At 70.1% G+C, this 20395-nt stretch carries 22 protein-coding genes; 1 reads left to right on the top strand and 21 read right to left on the bottom strand.

Annotated features, from left to right (window positions below):
* Positions 1 to 31: 31 nt before the first annotated feature.
* Complete coding sequence (locus ACFC1R_RS03650) at positions 32 to 403, bottom strand: STAS domain-containing protein (protein WP_375932034.1); 372 nt, start codon at positions 401 to 403, stop codon at positions 32 to 34.
* Between the two features lie 296 nt (positions 404 to 699).
* Complete coding sequence (locus ACFC1R_RS03645) at positions 700 to 1566, bottom strand: 3-hydroxyacyl-CoA dehydrogenase family protein (protein WP_375932031.1); 867 nt, start codon at positions 1564 to 1566, stop codon at positions 700 to 702.
* Between the two features lie 169 nt (positions 1567 to 1735).
* Between ACFC1R_RS03645 and ACFC1R_RS03640 the strand changes: the two genes are divergently transcribed.
* Entirely contained in the window at positions 1736 to 2023 is a 288-nt protein-coding gene (locus ACFC1R_RS03640; RefSeq protein ID WP_375932028.1) for a hypothetical protein, read from the top strand.
* A gap of 95 nt (positions 2024 to 2118) precedes the next feature.
* Here the strand turns inward: ACFC1R_RS03640 and ACFC1R_RS03635 are convergent, their stop codons facing one another.
* The 19 genes from ACFC1R_RS03635 to prfA form a co-directional block, all read right to left on the bottom strand.
* Positions 2119 to 2772 carry a response regulator gene (locus tag ACFC1R_RS03635; RefSeq protein ID WP_375932025.1) on the bottom strand — a complete coding sequence of 218 codons (654 nt, stop codon included), beginning with the start codon at positions 2770 to 2772 and terminating at the stop codon, positions 2119 to 2121.
* Positions 2769 to 3953, bottom strand: a complete 1185-nt coding sequence (locus tag ACFC1R_RS03630; protein ID WP_375932022.1) for a sensor histidine kinase — start codon at positions 3951 to 3953, stop codon at positions 2769 to 2771. The genes ACFC1R_RS03635 and ACFC1R_RS03630 overlap by 4 nt, the downstream gene beginning before the upstream one ends.
* A gap of 301 nt (positions 3954 to 4254) precedes the next feature.
* Positions 4255 to 4827: a cob(I)yrinic acid a,c-diamide adenosyltransferase gene (locus tag ACFC1R_RS03625; RefSeq protein WP_375932019.1), complete on the bottom strand. Its 573-nt coding sequence runs from the start codon at positions 4825 to 4827 to the stop codon at positions 4255 to 4257.
* A 139-nt stretch (positions 4828 to 4966) separates the two neighbouring features.
* Positions 4967 to 5476, bottom strand: coding sequence for a DUF2550 domain-containing protein (locus ACFC1R_RS03620; protein ID WP_375932016.1), 510 nt, complete (start codon positions 5474 to 5476; stop codon positions 4967 to 4969).
* Between the two features lie 130 nt (positions 5477 to 5606).
* Positions 5607 to 5987 (bottom strand): F0F1 ATP synthase subunit epsilon, encoded by a 381-nt coding sequence (locus tag ACFC1R_RS03615; RefSeq protein WP_375932013.1) that lies wholly within the window; start codon positions 5985 to 5987, stop codon positions 5607 to 5609.
* 198 nt (positions 5988 to 6185) lie between these two features.
* Positions 6186 to 7631, bottom strand: coding sequence for a F0F1 ATP synthase subunit beta (gene atpD / locus ACFC1R_RS03610; RefSeq protein WP_375932010.1), 1446 nt, complete (start codon positions 7629 to 7631; stop codon positions 6186 to 6188).
* A gap of 2 nt (positions 7632 to 7633) precedes the next feature.
* Complete coding sequence (locus ACFC1R_RS03605) at positions 7634 to 8548, bottom strand: F0F1 ATP synthase subunit gamma (RefSeq protein ID WP_375932007.1); 915 nt, start codon at positions 8546 to 8548, stop codon at positions 7634 to 7636.
* A gap of 32 nt (positions 8549 to 8580) precedes the next feature.
* A complete protein-coding gene (gene atpA, locus ACFC1R_RS03600; protein WP_375932004.1) occupies positions 8581 to 10155 on the bottom strand; it encodes a F0F1 ATP synthase subunit alpha in 1575 nt (524 codons plus the stop codon).
* A 149-nt stretch (positions 10156 to 10304) separates the two neighbouring features.
* Positions 10305 to 11120: a F0F1 ATP synthase subunit delta gene (locus ACFC1R_RS03595; RefSeq protein ID WP_375932001.1), complete on the bottom strand. Its 816-nt coding sequence runs from the start codon at positions 11118 to 11120 to the stop codon at positions 10305 to 10307.
* On the bottom strand, positions 11117 to 11674 hold the full coding sequence (locus ACFC1R_RS03590; protein WP_375931998.1) for a F0F1 ATP synthase subunit B: 558 nt from the start codon (positions 11672 to 11674) through the stop codon (positions 11117 to 11119). Before ACFC1R_RS03590 ends, ACFC1R_RS03595 begins: the two co-directional genes overlap by 4 nt.
* Positions 11675 to 11715: 41 nt before the next feature.
* A complete protein-coding gene (gene atpE / locus ACFC1R_RS03585; RefSeq protein ID WP_375931995.1) occupies positions 11716 to 11943 on the bottom strand; it encodes an ATP synthase F0 subunit C in 228 nt (75 codons plus the stop codon).
* Positions 11944 to 12024: 81 nt separating this feature from the next.
* The gene (atpB, locus tag ACFC1R_RS03580; RefSeq protein ID WP_375931992.1) at positions 12025 to 12852 is read right to left on the bottom strand and encodes a F0F1 ATP synthase subunit A; all 828 of its coding nucleotides are present in this window, start codon (positions 12850 to 12852) and stop codon (positions 12025 to 12027) included.
* A 261-nt stretch (positions 12853 to 13113) separates the two neighbouring features.
* Positions 13114 to 13458 (bottom strand): hypothetical protein, encoded by a 345-nt coding sequence (locus tag ACFC1R_RS03575; protein ID WP_375931989.1) that lies wholly within the window; start codon positions 13456 to 13458, stop codon positions 13114 to 13116.
* A 380-nt stretch (positions 13459 to 13838) separates the two neighbouring features.
* Positions 13839 to 15137: an MraY family glycosyltransferase gene (locus ACFC1R_RS03570; protein ID WP_375931986.1), complete on the bottom strand. Its 1299-nt coding sequence runs from the start codon at positions 15135 to 15137 to the stop codon at positions 13839 to 13841.
* Between the two features lie 174 nt (positions 15138 to 15311).
* Positions 15312 to 16571 (bottom strand): serine hydroxymethyltransferase, encoded by a 1260-nt coding sequence (gene glyA / locus ACFC1R_RS03565; protein WP_375931983.1) that lies wholly within the window; start codon positions 16569 to 16571, stop codon positions 15312 to 15314.
* Positions 16572 to 16851: 280 nt separating this feature from the next.
* On the bottom strand, positions 16852 to 17499 hold the full coding sequence (locus tag ACFC1R_RS03560) for a protein-tyrosine-phosphatase (protein ID WP_375932273.1): 648 nt from the start codon (positions 17497 to 17499) through the stop codon (positions 16852 to 16854).
* A 38-nt stretch (positions 17500 to 17537) separates the two neighbouring features.
* Positions 17538 to 18185, bottom strand: a complete 648-nt coding sequence (locus ACFC1R_RS03555) for an L-threonylcarbamoyladenylate synthase (RefSeq protein WP_375931980.1) — start codon at positions 18183 to 18185, stop codon at positions 17538 to 17540.
* A gap of 147 nt (positions 18186 to 18332) precedes the next feature.
* Positions 18333 to 19199 (bottom strand): peptide chain release factor N(5)-glutamine methyltransferase, encoded by an 867-nt coding sequence (gene prmC, locus ACFC1R_RS03550; RefSeq protein WP_045298779.1) that lies wholly within the window; start codon positions 19197 to 19199, stop codon positions 18333 to 18335.
* A gap of 20 nt (positions 19200 to 19219) precedes the next feature.
* A complete protein-coding gene (prfA, locus tag ACFC1R_RS03545) occupies positions 19220 to 20296 on the bottom strand; it encodes a peptide chain release factor 1 (RefSeq protein WP_375931976.1) in 1077 nt (358 codons plus the stop codon).
* Between the last annotated feature and the right edge of the window lie 99 nt (positions 20297 to 20395).

Below are 20395 nucleotides of genomic sequence, written 5' to 3'. Positions count from 1 at the left end.
GTGCGCGCCCTTTGCAGTGCCGGAGCGGGCCTCAGAGGTACGGCGCGACCAGCGGGTTGGGCGGGGTGACGCCGAGGGCCGGGAGGCTGGTGCCGTACGGGTCGGGGACGGTGCCCTCGACGGCCAGGATGCGGTGCAGCCGGGTGGCCACCAGGAGCCGCTGCAGCTGGGCCGGCACCGCCCGCAGGACGAGCCTGCGCCCCAGCCGGCCGGCCCGTCGGTGGGTGCCCATGATCACACCCAGGCCGGTGGCGTCCCAGGATTCCAGCCGGGACAGGTCGAGCACCAGGTCCCCCTGGCCGCCGTCCACCGCCTGGTGCAGCCGGACCCGGGCGTCGGCGGCGCTGCGGACGTCGAGGCGGCCCTCAATGGCCAGACCGCCGTGGTCGCCGGTGATGCGCACGCTCTCCTCCTCCGCTCTGCCGGTGGGGGTTGCCGGGGCTCCGGTCCGGGCGGGCGCCTGGTCGCGTCCCACGCCGGGGGCCACGCCGGTGCTCCCCCTCGTCTGACGGTGAAGCGGCCGTGCAGGTTGCTGGTCACTGTCAGATCTGAAGCAACTTCACTCGTCCGAGGGAATATACGCAGTCGGACCCCACACCCACGCTCGATTACCGCCCAAATCACCCGTCTGCGGCAGAGGCGTGAGCAAACTCACCCGTCGCCCCCGCCGCAGGACGGCCGATCGGCCTGCCGCCCGTCCTACTTGTCGTACCCGTAGAAACCCCGGCCACTCTTGCGGCCGAGATCCCCGGCGGTGACCATCCGGGCCATCACCTCGGGAGCGGCGAACTTCTCGTCCTTGGTCTCGGCGTAGATGTTGTGCGCGGCGTGCAGCAGGATGTCGACGCCGGTCAGGTCGGCGGTCTGCAGCGGGCCCATCGGGTGGCCGAAGCCGAGGCGGCAGGCGGTGTCGATGTCCTCGGCGGTGGCGACGCCCGACTCGTACAGCTTGGCGGCCTCGACGACCAGGGCGGTGATCAGGCGGGTGGTGACGAAGCCGGCCACGTCGCGGTTGACCACCACGACCTCCTTGCCGACGCCCTCGGCGTAGGCCCGGGCGGTGGCCAGCGTCGCGTCGCTGGTCTTGTAGCCGCGCACCAGCTCGACCAGCTTCATCAGCGGGACCGGCGAGAAGAAGTGCACGCCGACCACGCTCTCCGGACGCGAGGTCGCGGCGGCGATCCGGGTGATCGGGATGGCGGAGGTGTTGGAGGCCAGCACCGCACCGTCCTTGGCCAGCTTGTCGAGCTCGCGGAAGACGCCCTCCTTGACCTCCAGCTGCTCGAACACCGCCTCGATCACGATGTCGGCCTCGGCGACCGCACCCAGGTCGGTGGTGGTGGTGATCCGGCCGAGCGCGGCCTCGGCCTCCTCGGCCGTCAGCCGGCCCTTGGAGACGAACTTGTCGTACGAGGCGCGGATGCCGTCCAGACCGCGCTGCAGCGCAGCGTCCGTCACATCCCTCAGCACCACCGGGTGGCCGGCCTGGGCCGAGACCTGGGCGATGCCGGCGCCCATCAGGCCGGCGCCGATCACGGCGATCTGCTGGGTGGATGCGTTGCTCATGGCTGTCTCCCGAGTGCCGTCCTGATGGCGGCTCAGGGCAGGGGTCACCCCCCGGAGCCGCGCCGCTCACGCGCCGGACTCTAATGCCCCGGGACGCTCCGTGGTGAACTTGTGCAGTGTGATCTGCGCCCGAACCCCGAGAGGCTGAACCGTGCGCACCCTGGCGTTGATGCTGATCTCCTTCGCGGTGGTCGGGGTCCTGGTCCTGCTGCTGCGCTGGACGTACGGCTCGGGGAAGTCCCTGGTCGCCCGGCCGCCTCGCACCGGCACACCGCAGGAGTACGGCCTGCTGGTGCCGGTGGCCTCCCCCGCCGACCGGGACGAAGCCCTCCGGCTGGCCGCGCTGCTGCGCTCGGCCGGGCTCAGGTACACCCTGGCGGACACCAGCGACGGCCTGCGGCTGATGGTCTGGCCCGGTGACGAACAGGCCGCCCGCCGGATCCTCCCGCACGGCTGACCGGCACGGCCGACCCGCACGGCCGGCCGGCGGGCCGCCGGTTCGGCCGGGGCAGCGCAGCCGGGCTGCGGGGGCTCCCGGCCGCCCCGGGCGGGCTACTCGGCGACCAGGCCCAAGTCCTGCGCCAGGATGGCGGCCTGGACCCGGCTGCGCAGTTCCAGCTTGGCCAGGATCCGGCTGACGTGGGTCTTGGTGGTGGCCTCGGCCATCTCCAGGCGGACGGCGATCTCGCCGTTGGAGAGTCCGGCGCCCAGGCAGGTCAGCACCTCCCGCTCACGGGGTGTCAGTCCCTCGACGGCGGCCCTGGCCCGGGGCTGGTCGGGGCGGTCGGCACGGGCGAAGGTGCCGATCAGCCGTCGGGTGACGGCCGGCGCGAGCACGCCGTCGCCGCGCGCGACGGTCCGGATGCCCTCGATCAGGGCGTCCGCCTCCAGGTCCTTGAGCAGGAACCCGGCCGCGCCCGCCCGCAGCGCGCCGTAGACGTAGCCGTCGAGGTCGAAGGTGGTGAGCACCAACACCTGCGCCGCCTGGGCCGCGACCACCTGCCGGGTCGCCGAGACCCCGTCCAGCCGGGGCATCTGCACGTCCATCAGCACCACGTCCGGCCGCAGCTCCAGCGCCAGCCGGACCGCCTGCTCGCCGTCGGCGGCCTCGCCGACCACCTCCAGGCCGGGTTCGGCCCGCAGGATCATCACCAGTGCGGCCCGTACCGCCGCCTGGTCCTCCGCCACCAGTACCCGGATCGTCACGACTCCTCGCCCCCGGGCACCCTGGGAAGCACCGCGCGCACCCGCCACCGCTCACCGTCGGGACCCGCCTCCAGGCTGCCGCCGAGCAGACCGGCCCGCTCCCCCATCCCGACCAGGCCGGCCCTGGCCCCGGGTGCGGCGGGCGTCTCGCCCTCCCGGTACGGGCTGTCGGTGACGATCTCCAGGCACTCGGGACGGTAGGTCAGGCCGAGCCGGACGGTGCCGGGGGCGGCGTGCTTGAGCGCGTTGGTGACCGACTCCTGGACGATCCGGTAGGCCGCCAGGTCCACGGGGGCGGGCAGGTCGCCGCGCTCGCCGTCCTCGGTCAGTTCGAAGGACAGCCCGCCGTCCCGGCCCGCCGCCCGCGCCCGGGTCAGCAGGGTGTCCAGGGCCTCCAGCTTCGGCGCCTCGTAGGAGCCCTCGTCCTTCTCCCGCAGCAGGCCGATCATGCGGCGCATCTCCGCCAGCCCCTGGACGCTGTTCTCCCGGATCACCGCCATCGCCACCAGCAGCGGGTCGTCCGGTGCGCGTTCCTGGCGGCGTGCCAGGGACTGCGCACCGGTGGCGTGGATCGCGATCGCGGAGAGGTGGTTGGCCACGACGTCGTGCAACTCCCTCGCCATCCGGGCCCGTTCGCCGACCACCGCCTCCCGACGATCCAACTCGGCCAGCAGCGCGGTCTGTTCGGCCCGCAGGCGTTCGGTGTCGGCGCGCTCCCGGTGCTCGCGCAGGATGTCGGCGGTCCACACCGGGGCGATCAGGACCAGCCCGGCGAAGCAGGCTGCCAGCAGGGCGTCCGCCACCGTGCCGTACATCAGCACCAGGGTGGACAGCACCATCGTCGTCGCGGCGCCGGTGAGGTGCAGGACGGTGGCCATCCGGCGGCTGCCGTAGAGCGTGGCGGCGTAGAGCAGATCGGTGTACATGATCACCGTGGCCAGGTTGGACCCCGCGAAGATGTTCGCGACGAACAGCGCCCCGCCGACGCCCACCGTCCACCACGGGCGGGTGCGCCGCAGCAGTTCGAGACCGGCCATCGCCACCAGCGGCAGCAGGTTCGCCCCGGCCGGGACCCGGATGTGGTCGTACGCGCCGAACGCCGTCAGCACCAGGCCGCCGAGCAGCCCGGCGACGGCGATGAGCAGGTCCTCCTGACGCGGGCCGAGACTGGTCTTTCGCACCCCACCATCACACCATCCGCCGCCGGCGCCGGGGACGACCGGATGGCGGAGGGCGGGTACATCGAAGGATGCAGCCGCGGATCGGCGCCCGCGACGATGCCCGGCCGGTGCGCACCGGCCGGGCTCGCCGCCGTACCCGCCGAAAGGAGCCGCCCTGACCGCCCCGGTCGGCGACGCCCCCGGACCGCCGCCCCCTACCGGGTGGTGCGGCAGCACGGCCCGGACCAGCGGCATCGTCCGGTCGCCGTCGTCGGCCACCCGGTCCTCCGCGAGCGCCGCTGCCCTCGGCCCCGGCCGGCCGCTACCGGTTCTCCCCCGGTACCCAGAGCACGTCGCCCCGCTCCTTATTCGCCACTCGCGCCAGGATGAACAGCAGGTCGGACAGCCGGTTCAGGTACTTCGCGGTGAGCGGGTTCACCGTCTCCCCGTGCACCTCGATCGCCGCCCAGGTCGAACGCTCGGCCCGTCGGACCACCGTGCAGGCCAGGTGCAGGTACGCGGCCGGGGCCGTGCCGCCGGGCAGGATGAAGCTGCGCAGCTTCTCCAACTGCTCCAGGTAGTGGTCGCAGTCGCCCTCCAGCCGGTCGACGTAGCTCTGCAGCACGCGCAGCGGCGGGTACTCGGGGTCCTCCACCACCGGCGTCGCGAGGTCCGCCCCCACGTCGAAGAGGTCGTTCTGGACCCGGGTCAGCACGGCCACCACGTCCTCGGGCAGCGCTCCGGTCGCGATGGCCACCCCGAGCGCGGCATTGGCCTCGTTCGCGTCGGCGTACGCGATCAGCCGGGGGTCGGTCTTGGTCGTACGGCTCATGTCACCGAGCGCGGTGGTGCCGTCGTCGCCGGTACGGGTGTAGATGCGGGTGAGATTGACCATGCGCCGCAGCCTACTCAGCCGTCCGGTTCCGCTCCAGGACGCAGCAGGACCGCCCGTTCGGGCGCCGTGCGGTCGGGGACGGCCGCAAGGGGCCGCTCGGGTGGCGCGGACGGGAGGGCCACCCGGACGGGAGGACCGCTCAGGCCACGTTGACCCGCTGGCCGGGCGGGGCCGCCTCCAGCCAGGCCAGGAACCCGGTGAGGGCGTCCTCGCTCATGGCCAGTTCGAGCGGGGCGCCGTTGTGCAGACACCGCAGCACGACCGAGCCGGAGAGCAGGGCGAGCTCCTCCTGGCCCTCCGGGTAGCGGCGGCCGAGCACCTCGATCTCCCGCCGGGGGAGGATCTTGCGCGGGCGCGGCGCGTAGGAGAAGACCCGGAACCACTCGATGGAGTCACCGCTGTACCGGCCGATACCAAAAACCCACCCCTTGCCGTCTGCCCCGGACTTCTGCGGGGTGGAGGCTGGAGTGGGTCGGCCGTTCTCGTCGAGGTCTGGCTGCGTGGAGGCGTCGGCCGGCATTTTGAGGCGGTAGCTGCAGTCGAACGTTCCGCCCACCCGCTGGATCACCCGGCGTCGTACCGCGAAGGCCACCAGTCCGACCACCCCGAGGGCCACGACCGCCGCACACACCACAAGGGCGAGGACCATGCTCACCGACCTCCTCGCTGACCTGCGTTCCCCGTATCGGTCGTATCAAGCGACCGCACTGACCTACCAACTGATACGACAGTCCCGGGGTCACGCTCTCGCGTCCCCGGGACCGTCGGTCAAGCTACGCTCAGGCGGCCTTCAGGCCGCGGGCCGCGACGAGGCGGACCTCGGCACGACGCTCCGCGTGGGCGTCGAGCTCGCTCTTCGCGTTCTCCAGCGCCCGCTCGGCACGGGCGACGTCGATCTCGTCCGCCAGCTCGGCGATCTCCGCGAGCAGAGACAGCTTGTTGTCGGCGAAGGAGATGAAGCCACCGTGCACCGCGGCGACGACGGTGCCGCCGTCGGTGGTGCGGATGGTGACCGGACCGGACTCCAGCACGCTCAGCACCGGGGTGTGGCCCGGCATGATGCCGGTGTCACCGGAGGCCGTACGGGCGACAACGATGGTGGCCGCACCGGACCACACCTTGCGGTCGGCTGCGACCAGCTCGACGTGCAGCTCAGCCAACGTGGGCTCCTAGGCTCTTGCCGAGAAATCGGAGCAGGCCCGATTACTCGGTAGTTTCGGTAAGAATAACGGGCCCGTGCCCCCGAAAAGAAACGAAGGACACGGAGATGACCGGGATCACAGCCGTTTGCGCGTGAGGGGTGGTCCCCAGGATGCGGGGACCACCCCTCACGGTCAGTCAGCCATCAGCCGGTCTGATTACTTCTTGGCCAGCTCGGCGGCGTTCTTCTCGAGGTCCTCGATGCCACCGCACATGAAGAAGGCCTGCTCCGGGACGGCGTCGTACTTGCCGTCCGCGATCGCGTTGAAGGCCTCGATGGTCTCCGACAGCGGAACGGTCGAGCCGTCGACGCCGGTGAACTGCTTCGCCACGTAGGTGTTCTGCGAGAGGAAGCGCTCGATGCGGCGGGCGCGGTGGACGGTGATCTTGTCCTCCTCGCTCAGCTCGTCGATACCGAGGATCGCGATGATGTCCTGGAGGTCCTTGTACTTCTGCAGGATCCCCTTGATACGGACGGCCGTGTCGTAGTGGCTCTGCGCGATGTACCGGGGGTCCAGGATGCGGGACGAGGAGTCCAGCGGGTCCACGGCCGGGTAGATGCCCTTCTCCGAGATCGGACGGGAGAGAACCGTCGTCGCGTCGAGGTGGGCGAAGGTGGTGGCCGGGGCCGGGTCGGTCAGGTCGTCCGCGGGGACGTAGATCGCCTGCATCGAGGTGATCGAGTGACCGCGGGTCGAGGTGATGCGCTCCTGGAGGAGGCCCATCTCGTCGGCCAGGTTCGGCTGGTAGCCCACCGCGGAGGGCATGCGGCCGAGCAGGGTCGACACCTCGGAACCGGCCTGGGTGAACCGGAAGATGTTGTCGATGAAGAGGAGCACGTCCTGCTTCTCGACGTCACGGAAGTACTCCGCCATGGTCAGCGCGGAGAGCGCGACGCGCAGACGGGTGCCCGGGGGCTCGTCCATCTGGCCGAAGACCAGCGCGGTCTTGTCCAGAACACCGGAGTCGACCATCTCGTGGATCAGGTCGTTGCCCTCACGGGTGCGCTCGCCGACGCCGGCGAACACCGACACACCACCGAAGTTCTCGGCGACGCGGTAGATCATCTCCTGGATCAGAACGGTCTTGCCGACACCGGCACCACCGAACAGACCGATCTTGCCACCCACGACGTACGGGGTGAGCAGGTCGATGACCTTGATGCCGGTCTCGAACATCTCGGTCTTGGACTCGAGGTCCTTGAAGTCCGGCGCCTTGCGGTGGATCGGCCAACGGGTCGTGACCTGGGCGTTGAACTCGTCCTGGTCGGCGTTCAGCACCTCACCGAGGGCGTTGAACACCTTGCCCTTGGTGATCTGGCCGACCGGGACGGAGATGGCCTCGCCGGTGTCGGTGACCTGCGCGCCACGGACCAGGCCGTCGGTCGGCTGCATCGAGATGCCGCGGACCATGCCGTCGCCGAGGTGCTGGGCGACCTCGAGGGTCAGGGTCTTCTTGCCCGAGCCGTCGGGGTTGTCCACCTCGACGTGCAGGGCGTTGAACATGTCCGGAATCGCGTCGACGGGGAACTCCACGTCGACGACCGGGCCGATGACCCGCGCGACGCGGCCCGTCGCCGTGGTCGGCTCAACAGTGGTGGTCATTCTCATTCGCTCCCCGCGCTAGCGTCGGCCAGCGCGTTGGCGCCACCGACGATCTCGCTGATTTCCTGGGTGATCTCGGCCTGACGGGCCGAGTTGGCAAGCCGCGTCAGCGACTTGATGAGCTCGCCGGCGTTGTCCGTCGCGCTCTTCATCGCGCGCCGACGAGCGGCGTGCTCCGAGGCGGCCGACTGCAGCAGCGCGTTGTAGATCCGGCTCTCGACGTAGCGCGGCAGCAGGGCGTCCAGGACGCCCTCGGCCGACGGCTCGAAGTCGTAGAGCGGGAAGATCTCGTGCTTGGCCTTCGACTCGTCGCTGAGCTGGACCTCGTCCAGCTTCAGCGGCAGCAGCCGGGCGTCCACCGCGGTCTGAGTCAGCATGGACTCGAACTTGGTGGAGACCAGGTGCAGCTCGTCCACGCCACCGGTCTCGGCCACGAAGGCCTCGATCAGGTCGCTCGCCACGGCCTTCGCGTCGCCGTACGTCGGCTTGTCGGAGAAGCCCGTCCACGACCCCGCGACCACCAGGTCACGGAAGTTGTAGTACGAGACACCCTTGCGCCCGACGATGTACGTCACCACGTCCTTGCCCTCGGCACGGAGCTGCGCGGAGAGCGCGACCGCCTGCTTGATGGCGTTGGTCGAGTAGCCGCCCGCCAGACCACGGTCGGCCGTGATCAGCAGGACCGCGGCACGCGAGGCGCCCGGCTTCTCGGTGGTGAGCGGGTGCTTGGCGTTGGACCGGGTGGCCACCGCCGTCACCGCCCTGGTGAGCTCATCGGCGTACGGAGTGGAGGCGGCCACCGCGCGCTGCGCCTTGACGATGCGCGACGCGGAGATCATCTCCATCGCCTTGGTGATCTTCTTCGTCGCGGTGACAGAGCGGATCCGGCGCTTGTAGACCCGAAGCTGTGCTCCCATGGGTCGTTACGTCCTTTCCCTCGCTACCGGACTCAGGCCTGCTCGGAGAGCAGCTTGCCGTCAGCCGTGGTGAAGCCCAGCTTGAAGGCGTTGATCGCCTCGGTGAGGGCGTCGATGGTGCCGTCCTCCAGCTTGGCGGTCTCGACGATCGCGGCCAGCAGGTCCTTCTTCTCGATGCGCAGGTGGTCCAGGAACTCGCGCTCGAAACGACGGATGTCGGCGACCGGGACGTCGTCCAGCTTGCCGGTGGTGCCGGCCCAGATGGAGACGACCTGCTCCTCGACCGGGAACGGCTGGTACTGGCCCTGCTTCAGCAGCTCGACCATGCGCGCACCGCGCTCCAGCTGGGCCTTGGAAGCCGCGTCCAGGTCGGAACCGAAGGCGGCGAACGCCTCCAGCTCGCGGTACTGGGCCAGGTCCAGGCGCAGGCGGCCGGCGACCGACTTCATGGCCTTGATCTGGGCGGAGCCACCGACGCGGGAGACCGAGATGCCGACGTTCACGGCCGGGCGGATGCCGGCGTTGAACAGGTCGGACTCCAGGAAGCACTGGCCGTCGGTGATGGAGATGACGTTGGTCGGGATGTACGCCGAGACGTCGTTGGCCTTGGTCTCGATGATCGGCAGACCGGTCATCGAGCCGGCGCCCAGCTCGTCGGAGAGCTTGGCACAGCGCTCCAGCAGGCGGGAGTGCAGGTAGAAGACGTCACCCGGGTAGGCCTCACGGCCCGGCGGGCGGCGCAGCAGCAGGGAGACGGAGCGGTAGGCCTCGGCCTGCTTCGACAGGTCGTCGAAGATGATCAGGACGTGCTTGCCGTCGTACATCCACTCCTGGCCGATGGCCGAACCGGTGTACGGGGCGAGGTACTTGAAGCCGGCCGGGTCCGAGGCGGGAGCAGCCACGATGGTGGTGTACTCCAGCGCACCGGCCTCCTCCAGGGCGCCGCGGACGGACGCGATGGTGGAGCCCTTCTGGCCGATGGCGACGTAGATGCAGCGGACCTGCTTCTTCGGGTCGCCGGAGCGCCAGTTGTCCTTCTGGTTGATGATCGTGTCGATCGCCACCGCGGTCTTGCCGGTCTGGCGGTCGCCGATGATCAGCTGACGCTGGCCACGGCCGATCGGGGTCATCGCGTCGATGGCCTTGATGCCGGTCTGCATCGGCTCGTGGACCGACTTGCGGACCATGACGCCGGGGGCCTGCAGCTCAAGGGCGCGACGACCGCTGGAGGCGATGTCGCCCAGGCCGTCGATCGGGTTGCCCAGCGGGTCCACGACGCGGCCGAGGTAGCCCTCGCCGACCGGGACGGAGAGGACCTCGCCGGTGCGGCGCACCGTCTGGCCCTCCTCGATGCCGCCGAACTCACCGAGGATGACAACACCGATCTCGCGGCTGTCGAGGTTCAGCGCGAGGCCGAGGGTGCCGTCCTCGAACTTCAGCAGCTCGTTGGCCATGACCGAGGGCAGACCCTCGACATGGGCGATACCGTCTGCCGCGTCAGTGACCGTGCCGACCTCTTCACGCGAGGCGGCGTCCGGCTGGTACGACTGGACAAAGTCGGCCAGCGCGTCCCGGATCTCCTCCGGACGGATCGTAAGCTCCGCCATCAGGCTTCCCTGCTCTCCTAGTTTGCGATCCTCGGCCCGCCATTGAGGGCCGCAAGTACTCGACTCTCGGCCGGGTCGTATGAACCGGCCGTACGATTTACCGACTCTTGTTGAGTCGGCGCCCGACCGAGGGTCGGATGTGCTGGTGCTCAGCCTTCGAGGGCCTGGCGAGCGCCTTCGAGGCGGCTCGACACGGTGCCGTCGATGATCTCGTCACCGATCTGCACCCGGACACCGCCACGGACCTCGGGGTCGATGTCGATGTTCAGGTGCACCTCGCGGCCGTAGAGCCCGCCCAGGGCAGCGGCAAGCCGCTCCTTCTGGTGGTCCGACAGCGGGACGGCCGTGGTGACCATGGCCACCACGCGGCCACGCCGGGCGGCGGCCAGCTTGGAGTAGGACTCCAGGCCCAGCTCCAGGCTACGGCCACGCGGGTTGGTGACCAGGGACGTGACCAGCCGGACGGTGCCGGGGTTGGCGCGACCGCCGAGCAGCTTCTTGATCAGCGCCGCCTTCTCGGCGGCGCCGGCCTTCGGCTCGGTGAGCGCGGAACGCAGCTCGTGCGAACCGGCGACCACGCGGCCGAAGCGGAACAGCTCGTCCTCGACGTCGTCCAGCGAACCGGCCTTCTCCGCCGAGATGATCTCGGCGTAGGCGGCCAGCTGCTCGGTCGCGTCCACCAGGTCACGGGAACCGGACCAGCGGGACCGGACCAGGCCGGAGACCAGGTCCACCGTCTCACCGGAGACCTGGCCGGACAGCAGCGAGGCGACCAGCTGGGCCTTGTCCTGACCCGACCGCGAGGGGTCGGTCAGCACCCGGCGCAGCGAGACCTCGCGGTCCAGCAGGGCGGTGACGGCGGCGAGTTCCTCGGCGAGCTTGGCCGCGTCCACCGAAGTGTTGTCGGTCAGGCTCTCCAGGCTCTCCCGGCCGGCGGCCAGGGCCTCACGGCTGGCGCCGATCACTTGGCAGCGCCCTGGGCAACGGCGGCCTTGGCCTCCAGGTCGTCCAGGAAGCGGTCGATCACGCCGCTCTGGCGGGCGTGGTCCTCCAGGGACTCGCCCACGATGCGGGACGCCAGCTGCGAAGCGAGCGAGCCGACGTCCTGGCGCAGGACGGCAGTCGCCTGCTTCTTGTCGGCCTCGATCTGGGCGTGACCGGCGGCGATGATCGCGTCGCGCTGGCGCTGGCCCTCCTCGCGCATCTCGGTGATCAGGGCAGCGCCCTGCTCGCGAGCGTGCTCGGTGATACGGGCGGCCTCGTGACGCGCCTCGGCAAGCTCGGCGCGGTACTGCTCAAGCAGTGCCTGAGCCTCGGCCTGGGCGGTCTGCGCACGCTCCATACCACCCTCGATGGCGTCCCGACGCTCCGACAACACCTTCTCGATGCTGGGGAGGAGCTTCTTGCCGAGGAGACCGAAGACGATGAAGAAGCAGAGCAGGCCGATGATGACCTCGGGCCATGCGGGGAGAAGGGGGTTCATCTTCTCCTCTGCCGCAAGGGCGACCACGGGGCTCATATCTGAACCTTTCGTCGAAAAGGGCTACCGGTGTGCCGGACTTACTGGCCGTACACAAACGGCATGACGATGCCGATCAGCGCCAGCGCCTCGGTCAGCGCGAAGCCGATGAACATGTTGGAGCGGATCAGGTTGGTGGCCTCGGGCTGGCGGGCCATGGCCTGGACACCGTTACCGAAGATCACACCGACACCGATGCCGGGGCCGATGGCGGCAAGGCCGTAGCCGATGGAAGCGACGGAACCGGTGACCTCAGCGAGAGCGGACATCTCAGCTAATCCTTTGCGGGGTGGAGAACCGGTGGTGGTTGGCCACCGGACAATCGGGGTGCAGCCGAGCGGCTGCCTTGCTCAGTGCGCCTCTTCGAGGGCACCGGCGATGTAGCTGCTGGCCAGCATCACGAAGATGTACGCCTGCAGGAACTGGACCAGCAGCTCGAACGCGGTCAGGCCCGCGGCCACCACGAAAGAGACCGAGCCGTACAGGGCGCCGATGGTCGGGCTGAGCAGGTACCAGGAGGCGACCGAGAACACCACGATGAGCAGGTGGCCGGCGAACATGTTCGCGAAGGCTCGGACCGCGAGGGTGAAGGGGCGCACGAAGATGTTCGAGAAGAACTCGATCGGCACCAGGATGAACATGACCCAGCCGGGGATGCCCGACGGCCAGCAGAGGTTCTTCAGACCGCCGACGAAGCCGTGCTTCTTGAAGGTCAGCGTCATGTACGTGATCCACACGACCACTGCCAGGCCCGCCGGGAACGCGATCCTCGACATCACCGGGAACTGGGCGAACGGGATGATGGACATGATGTTCATGATCCACACGAAGAAGAACATCGAGACCAGCATCGGGACGTACTTCTCGCCGCGCTTGCCGATGGTCTCCAGCACGATGCTGCGCTTGACGAAGTCGTAGCCGATCTCGCCCACCAGCTGCAGCTTGCCCGGGAGCAGCTTCGGCTTCGCGAAGGCGGCCCAGAAGAAGCCGACCACCAGCAGGGCGCAGATGATCGAGAGCAGCATCGGCTTGTTGAAGTCGACGCCGCCGACGGTGAAGATCGGCTTGAAGTCGAACTCGTTCAGGCCAGGGGCCGGGAAGCCGCAACCGGAGAACAGGTGGCATCCGGCCTCAGAGGCGAGCTGTACGTCAGCACCCACCACAGACTCCTTCGTCATGACGCATGGTTACGGCAACCTCGGTGTGTCGGCGTGGCCTGCGGCCACGTAGCGGCACTGGAACTAGTTGGGTTTCTCGCGGGCCCTGCGCGGCGCTTGGCGCTGCGGAGCCTTCGAAGACTTCACGAGTCCGGGGGGCGATCCGTCCGACGACCGGAGGGACCTGGCCGCATCCCGCACTCCGTTGCTGCGACGGACGATAGCAGTCCGTCAGTACCGCATAAACACCGGCCCCCTCGCTCGGGGGACGGCAAGCGCTTGTCACGGTTGACGCCCCGGCTTCGAGTCCTTCTTGTCCTCGGAGTCGATGTGGACGTAGTAGATCTTGGCCTTCATCCCGGCGCGCACCTGGAAGCCCGTCCAGATCAGGGCGCAGCCCAACAGCGTGAAGCCGAAGACCTTGGTGTCGAAGAGGGTGGTGTGCTTGAACACCACCAGCACGATGCCCACCAGCAGGATCTGCGTCGTGTAGACCAGCATCGCGCCGGCCATCAGCATCTGCGGGTTGTTCCTGGTCAGCCGGTCGAGGGCGACCTGCCCGAAAGCGAAGAACGCCAGCACCAGGGCGGTCGCGAAGAGTGCACCGATCAGCCCCTTGGACCCCACCAGCACAGTGGAGATCGCAAGGGCGACAACTCCGGCGGCCGCAGTGGGGATTGCGGCGCCACGGAGAGGAATCCGGGCGTCGTGGGACGGCATGTCGGCAGCTCCGGCGGCATGTCGGTGAAACGGGGACGGGCACAGGGTACGCGGTGGTGACACCGCACCGAGAACGTCCGCCGGAGTTCGGCAGCTCGACAGCGGGACCGTCGAGGGAGACCGATCAGGGACAGAAGTCCTACACCTGTCAGGTCTTTCGGCGTGTTCTCGGTACTCGTGAACGGTATCACAAACTATTTGATTAGAGCTTTACCATGAAGGTGTGGCGCCTGTCACACCGACGGCTCAACAGTACCGCCTTACGAGTGAAGCCAGTTGACGGCATGTCAGTTCACTCGGTCGCCGTGGCCGCCGACCGCGGTGGCCCCGGTGCCGATCCGGCCGAGCAGTTCCTTGTCCTCGGCCGACAGCTCCGCCATCGCCGGCAGCTCGGCCTCGACCTCGGCCCGGACCCCTGCTGCCTTGCGGTACCGCGGCGGGACGAACGCCTGCACGGCGCGCGGCGCGTGCGGGCGGAAACGCGGCATCAGCAGCACCACGATGCCGACCAGGCAGAGTCCGGCGATGCTCAGCACCAGCGCGCGGCCGGCGCCCGGCACCGAGGAGGCCACCGTACCGAAGGCGATCAGCGCGGCCCAGAAGTACATGATCAGAACGGCCCGGCTGTGCGAGTGGCCGACCTCCAGCAGGCGGTGGTGCAGGTGCTGCTTGTCGGCGGCGAACGGCGACTTGCCGGCCCAGGTGCGGCGCACCACGGCGAGCAGCAGGTCCGCCAGCGGCAGTGCGATCACGGTCAGCGGCAGCAGCAACGGGATGTAGATCGGCACCAGTTCGTGCACGGTGGTGGTCTGCGAACCGGTCTGGTCGGTGATCAGGTCGGGGTCGACACGACCGGTGATCGAGATGGCGGCGACGGCGAGCATCAGGCCGAGCATCATCGAGCCCGAGTCGCCCATGAAGATCCGCGCCGGGTGCAGGTTGTGCGGCAGGAAGCCCAGGCACATCCCGATCAGCACCGCGCTGAACAGCACGGCGGGAGCGGCGTCGTTGATGCCGTAGCCGTACCAGAGCCGGTAGGAGTAGATGAAGAAGGCGGTCGCGGCGATGCAGACCATCCCGGCCGCCAGACCGTCCAGGCCGTCGATGAAGTTCACCGCGTTCACCATGACGACGACCAGTGTTACCGAAATGATCATCCCCATGGTCGGGGTGACCGAGACCGTGCCGAAGCCGGGGACGGGGATCGAGATCACCGTCACGCCCTGCCAGACCATGACACCGCCCGCGATCATCTGACCGCCGAGCTTCACCAGGGCGTCCACGCCCCACTTGTCGTCCAGCACCCCGAGGATCCACATGATCCCGGCGCCGGAGAGCAACGCCCGCACATCGGCGGTCTGGATGAACAGGTGTCCCAGGTTGGTCAGTTGCGAGGCCACCAGCAGCCCGGCGCAGAGACCGCCGAACATCGCGATCCCGCCGAGCCGGGGCGTCGGCTCCCGGTGCACGTCGCGCTCGCGGACCGCCGGCATCGCGCCCGCGACGATGGCGAACTTCCGTACGGGTCCGGTCAGCAGGTAGGTGACGGCCGCCGTGACGAACAGCACCAGCAGATACTCACGCACCACTGGCCTCCAGCGCGACGGTCCGACGGTCGAGTACCTGAGGTACTCCCGTGCTTGTCAGGGGTTCGAGGTGCGACGCCACGGTGCACACCTTATTGAGTTGGACGAGCGCCGTGTGCACCGCGGTTCGCCTTGTGGCCGATTTACCCCTCGCACACCCGCGCGAGGCGGTGCTCAGCGCCCCCCGAGGGCCGCTGCGAGCTGCCGCACCCGCGCGCCGATCCGAGGGTCGGGGCCGTCCGTCAGCAGGCGCCCGATCAACGTCCCGACCTCGGCGAACACGCTTTCGTCCAGCCCCTGGGCGGCCAGCGCACCGGTGCCCAGCCGGATCCCGGAGCCGTCCGCGACGGGGGCCGCGTCGTACGGCAGTGCGCACTTGCCCAGCATCAGCCCGGCCGCTGCACAGCGCTGCTCGGCCTCGCGGCCGGTCAGGCCCAGCGGACTGACGTCGGCGGTCACCAGATGGGTGTCGGTGCCACCGGTCAGCAGCCGGGCGCCGGTGGCCGCCAGCGCCTCTGCCAGGGTACGGGCACCGTCCACCGCGCGGCGCAGGTACGCCGCGAACGCCGGGGTGCCGGCCTCGGCGAAGGCCACCGCCTTGCCCGCCACCTCGTTCATCGCCGCCCCGCCCTGGCTGAACGGGAACACCGCGCGGTCCACCCGCTCGGCCAACTCGGCCGAGCAGAGCAGCAGTCCACCGCGCGGGCCGCGCAGCAGCTTGTGCGTGGCGGCGACGGTCACGTCCGCGTACGGCACCGGGGAGGGCGCCACTCCCCCGGCGATCAGACCGGTCACCTGGGCGACGGAGGCGATCAGGTAGGCGTCCACCTCGTCCGCGATCTTCCGGAACTCGGACCAGTCCAGGTGCCTGGGGTAGGAGATGCCGCCCGCGATGATCGCCTTCGGCCGGTGCAGCCTGGCCAGCTCGCGCACCTGGTCGAAGTCGATCAACTGGTCGTCCTCGCGGACGCCGTACCCGATGAAGTCGAACCAGCGGCCGGAGAAGTTCGCCCGTGAGCCGCAGCTCAGGTGGCCGCCGTGCTGCAACGACATGGCCAGCACCGCGTCACCGGGCCGCAGCAGCGCCGCGTAGGTCGCGAGCATCGCCGAAGTCCCCGACCTGGGCTGGACGTTGGCGTGCTCGGCGGCGAACAGCCGCCTGGCCCGGTCGATCGCCAGCAGCTCGGCGGCGTCCGCCAGCGCACAGCCCGCGTGGTGACGGCGGCCGGGGTAGCCCTCGGCGTACTTGTCGATCAGCGGCCCGGTCAGCGCCGACAGCACCGCCGGGCTGGTGACGTTCTCCCCCGCCAGCAGTTGCAGGCTCTCGGCCCGGCGGGCGGCCTCGGCGGCCAGCAGATCGGCCATCTGGGGATCGGCCTGCCGCAGGGCCGCTGCGGCTTCCCAGTGCACCTGTGGGGCGTCGGTGACGGTCATGGCGGGGCTCCCGGGCAGCGGCGGGCGGACTCCCTCCAGCGTAGGACGGCGCCCCGCTCCAGGCCCGCCGACGCGAACCCACTACTCCACACGCGGTCGGCACCGCACTCCGCGTGACCGGGTGAGCCCCTCGGCCGGGGGCCGCGCACCGGGGGCGCCGGCGCCGCACCGGCCTCGGGCGGCCGGGGTGCACCGCACCGGCGCGGGCCTGCGCGGTGCGCCGCACCCGCCCGCCCCTTCGGCGCAGGCGGCTTCCCGGTGCCCCCGACGGAGCCGGTCCTCAGTGGTGCCCGGAGACGCCGGTCAGAGCGGTGACAACGGGTTCGAGGGCGTCGAATATCTCCTCGCCGCAGTTGCGGAACATCCCGATCGGCGCGCCGTAGGGGTCGTGCACCTCGTCCGCCTCCGGAGAGGCGGCGAGCAGCCAGCCGCGCAGGGCGGCCGCCGAGCGGACCAGCGCACGGGCCCGCTGGGTGACGTCCGCGCCCGTCCGGGGATCCGGCAGCGTGCTCGGGTCGATCCGCCGTACCAGCCGGGTGAACTCCTTCAGCGTGAAGGTCCGCAGTCCGGCCGTGTGTCCCATCGAGATGACCTGCGCCCGGTGGTCCAGGGTGGCGGTGAGCACCAGGTCGGCTTCGACCACGTGCTCGTCCAGCAGCTCACGGCCGACGAAGTCCGCGCTGTCCGCACCGTACTCGTCGAGCACCGTCGCCGCGTGGGCCTCCATCGGCGCGCCCTCGTGGCCCCAGGTGCCGGCGCTCTCGACCACGATCCGTCCGGCCGCGCCGCGCAGCCGGACGTCCAGTTCGTGCCTGGTCAGCCGCTCGGCGATCGGCGACCGGCAGACGTTGCCGGTGCAGACGAACAGGATCCGGAAGGTGTCCAGCGGCCGGGGCGAGATGGTGAGGAACCCCGGGAACTCGGGTATGCCGGAGGCCGGGCCGGCACCGCGCAGTGAGGCCGCTGTCAACTGCCGGCCTCCAGGTCCGGAACGACCTCCCTCAGCTGCTCGACGCTGACCGCGCCCGCCCGCAGCAGGACCGGGACCTTGCCCGTGACGTCCACGATGGTGGAGGCGGTGGCGTGGTCGGCCGTACCGCCGTCCAGGTAGACCGCGACCGACTCGCCGAGCTGGGCGAAGGCGTCGTCGCAGGTGGCGGGGGCCGGGCTGCCGCTCTTGTTGGCGCTGGAGACGGCCAGCGGCCCGGTGGTGTTGAGCAGTTCGATGGCGACCGGGTGCAGCGGCATCCGGACCGCCACGGTTCCCCGGGTCTCGCCGAGGTCCCAGCGCAGCGAGGGCTGGTGCTTGGCGACCAGGGTCAGACCGCCCGGCCAGAACGCGTCGACCAGTTCCCAGGCCTGCTCGGAGAAGTCGGTGACCAGACCGTGCAGGGTGGTCGGCGAGCCGACCAGCACCGGCGAGGGCATGTTGCGGCCCCGGCCCTTGGCGGCCAGCAGGCCCCCCACGGCCTCCGGGCTGAAGGCGTCGGCACCGATGCCGTACAGGGTGTCCGTGGGCAGCACGACGAGCTCGCCGCGGCGAATCGCCGAGGCGGCCTCACGCAGGCCCGTGGCGCGGTCCCCGGCATCGGCACAGTCGTATCGGCGGCTCATCGGTACGGTCCCCTTCCAAGGTGGCTCAGGTCAGTCCGGACAACATGGTTCTGCGCGCGGCGGCTCACAACGGCAGCCCCGCGTGGTCGTACTCTGCTCGATCCTTCACAACGACGCCCTTCGGGCGGTTGTACCTTGCTCGATCCTTCACAACGACGCCCTTCGGGCGGTTGTGAAGCGCGGCCGGTTGTTGAGGTCGCGGTGGTCGGCCGCGTCCGTCCAGCCGGCTTCCTCGTTGAAGATCCACGGCACCTGCCCGCCCTGGGTGTCGGCGTGCTCGATGACGACGGCGCCGCCGGGCCGCAGCAGCCGGGCCGCGACCCGTTCGATGCCGCGGATGGTCTCCAGCCCGTCCTCGCCGGAGAACAGCGCCAGCTGCGGGTCGTGGTCGCGGGCCTCCGGTGCGACGTACTCCCACTCGGTGAGCGGGATGTACGGCGGGTTGCTGATCACCAGGTCGAAGCGGCCGTCCCAGGAGCGGTCGTCCTCGAAGGCTCGGGTGGCGTCCCCGGCGTGCAGGGTCACCCGGGCCCGGTCGGAACTGGCCTCGATGTTGCGGCGGGTGTACTCCAGCGCGCGTTCGTCCAGTTCGAAGGCGTGCACGGTGGACCGCGGCAGCTCCTGGGCGAGCGCCAGCGCGATCGCGCCGGAGCCGGTGCACAGGTCGACCACCAGGGGCTCGGCGACGTCCATGTCGCGCACCGCGTTTATGGCCCACTCGACGACCGTCTCGGTCTCCGGCCGGGGCACGAACACCCCGGGGCCGACCTCCAGTTCGAGGTAGCGGAAGAACGCCCGCCCGGTGATGTGCTGCAGCGGCTCACGGGCCTCCCGGCGCGAGATCGCCTCCCAGTACCGGGCGTCGAAGTCGGCGTCCTTGACCGTGTGCAGCTGGCTGCGCTTGACGTTGTGGATGTACGCCGCGAGCTCTTCCGCGTCGAAGCGCGGCGACGGCACACCGGCCGCGGCCAACCGCTGGGTGGCCTGGGCCACCTCGGCGAGCAGCAGGTTCATCCGACCGACCCCTTAGGTACTCAGTTCTCCTGGGCGGCGGCCAGCTTGGCTGCCGCGTCGGCGTCCACGCAGGACTGGATCACCGCATTGAGCTCGCCGTCCAGGACCTGGTCCAGGTTGTACGACTTGTAGCCCGTGCGGTGGTCCGAGATGCGGTTCTCCGGGAAGTTGTACGTCCGGATCCGCTCCGAGCGGTCCACCGTGCGGACCTGGCTGCGGCGTGCGTCCGAGGCTTCCTGCTCGGCCGCCTCCACCGCAGCGGCCAGCAGGCGCGACCGCAGGATGCGCATCGCCTGCTCCTTGTTCTGCAGCTGGCTCTTCTCGTTCTGGCAGGAGGCCACGATACCGGTCGGCAGGTGGGTGATCCGGACCGCCGAGTCGGTGGTGTTGACGGACTGGCCGCCGGGACCCGAGGAACGGTAGACGTCGATCCGCAGGTCGTTCGCGTGGACCTCGACCTCGACCTCCTCGGCCTCGGGGGTGACCAGCACGCCCGCCGCCGAGGTGTGGATGCGGCCCTGCGACTCGGTGGCCGGCACCCGCTGCACGCGGTGCACGCCGCCCTCGTACTTCAGCCGGGCCCAGACGCCCTGGCCGGGCTCGGCTCCGCCCCTGGTCTTCACGGCGACCGAGACGTCCTTGTAGCCGCCGAGGTCGGATTCGTTGGCGTCGATGATCTCGGTCTTCCAGCCCACCCGCTCGGCGAAGCGCAGGTACATCCGCAGCAGGTCGCCGGCGAACAGCGCGGACTCCTCGCCGCCCTCACCCGCCTTGACCTCCAGGATGACGTCCTTCTCGTCGTTGGGGTCGCGCGGGACCAGCAGCAGCCGCAGCTCCTCGGTCAGCTCGTCGCGACGGGCCTCGGACGCCTTCACCTCGGCGATGAAGTCGGAGTCCTCCAGAGCGAGTTCGCGGGCGGCCTCGATGTCCTCCCCGGCCTGCTTCCAGGAGCGGTAGGTCCGGGTGATCGGGGTCAGCTCGGCGTAGCGCTTGGCCAGCTTGCGGGCCTGCCCCTGGTCGGCGTGGACGGACGGATCGGCCAGCCGCTCTTCGAGGGCGGCGTGCTCGACGAGGAGCTCTTCGACTGCCTCGAACATGGGATGGGCCTACTTCCGTGAGAGACGCGCCTGCCGTGGGTGGGCGCGGGTGACGGCTGCGAGGGAGAGACACGAACGGCGCCGACCCCGGACGCCCCC

The organism is Kitasatospora sp. NPDC056138, from assembly GCF_042264695.1.
Taxonomy (GTDB): domain Bacteria; phylum Actinomycetota; class Actinomycetes; order Streptomycetales; family Streptomycetaceae; genus Kitasatospora.
This window is presented reverse-complemented; position numbering and strand designations above follow the sequence as displayed.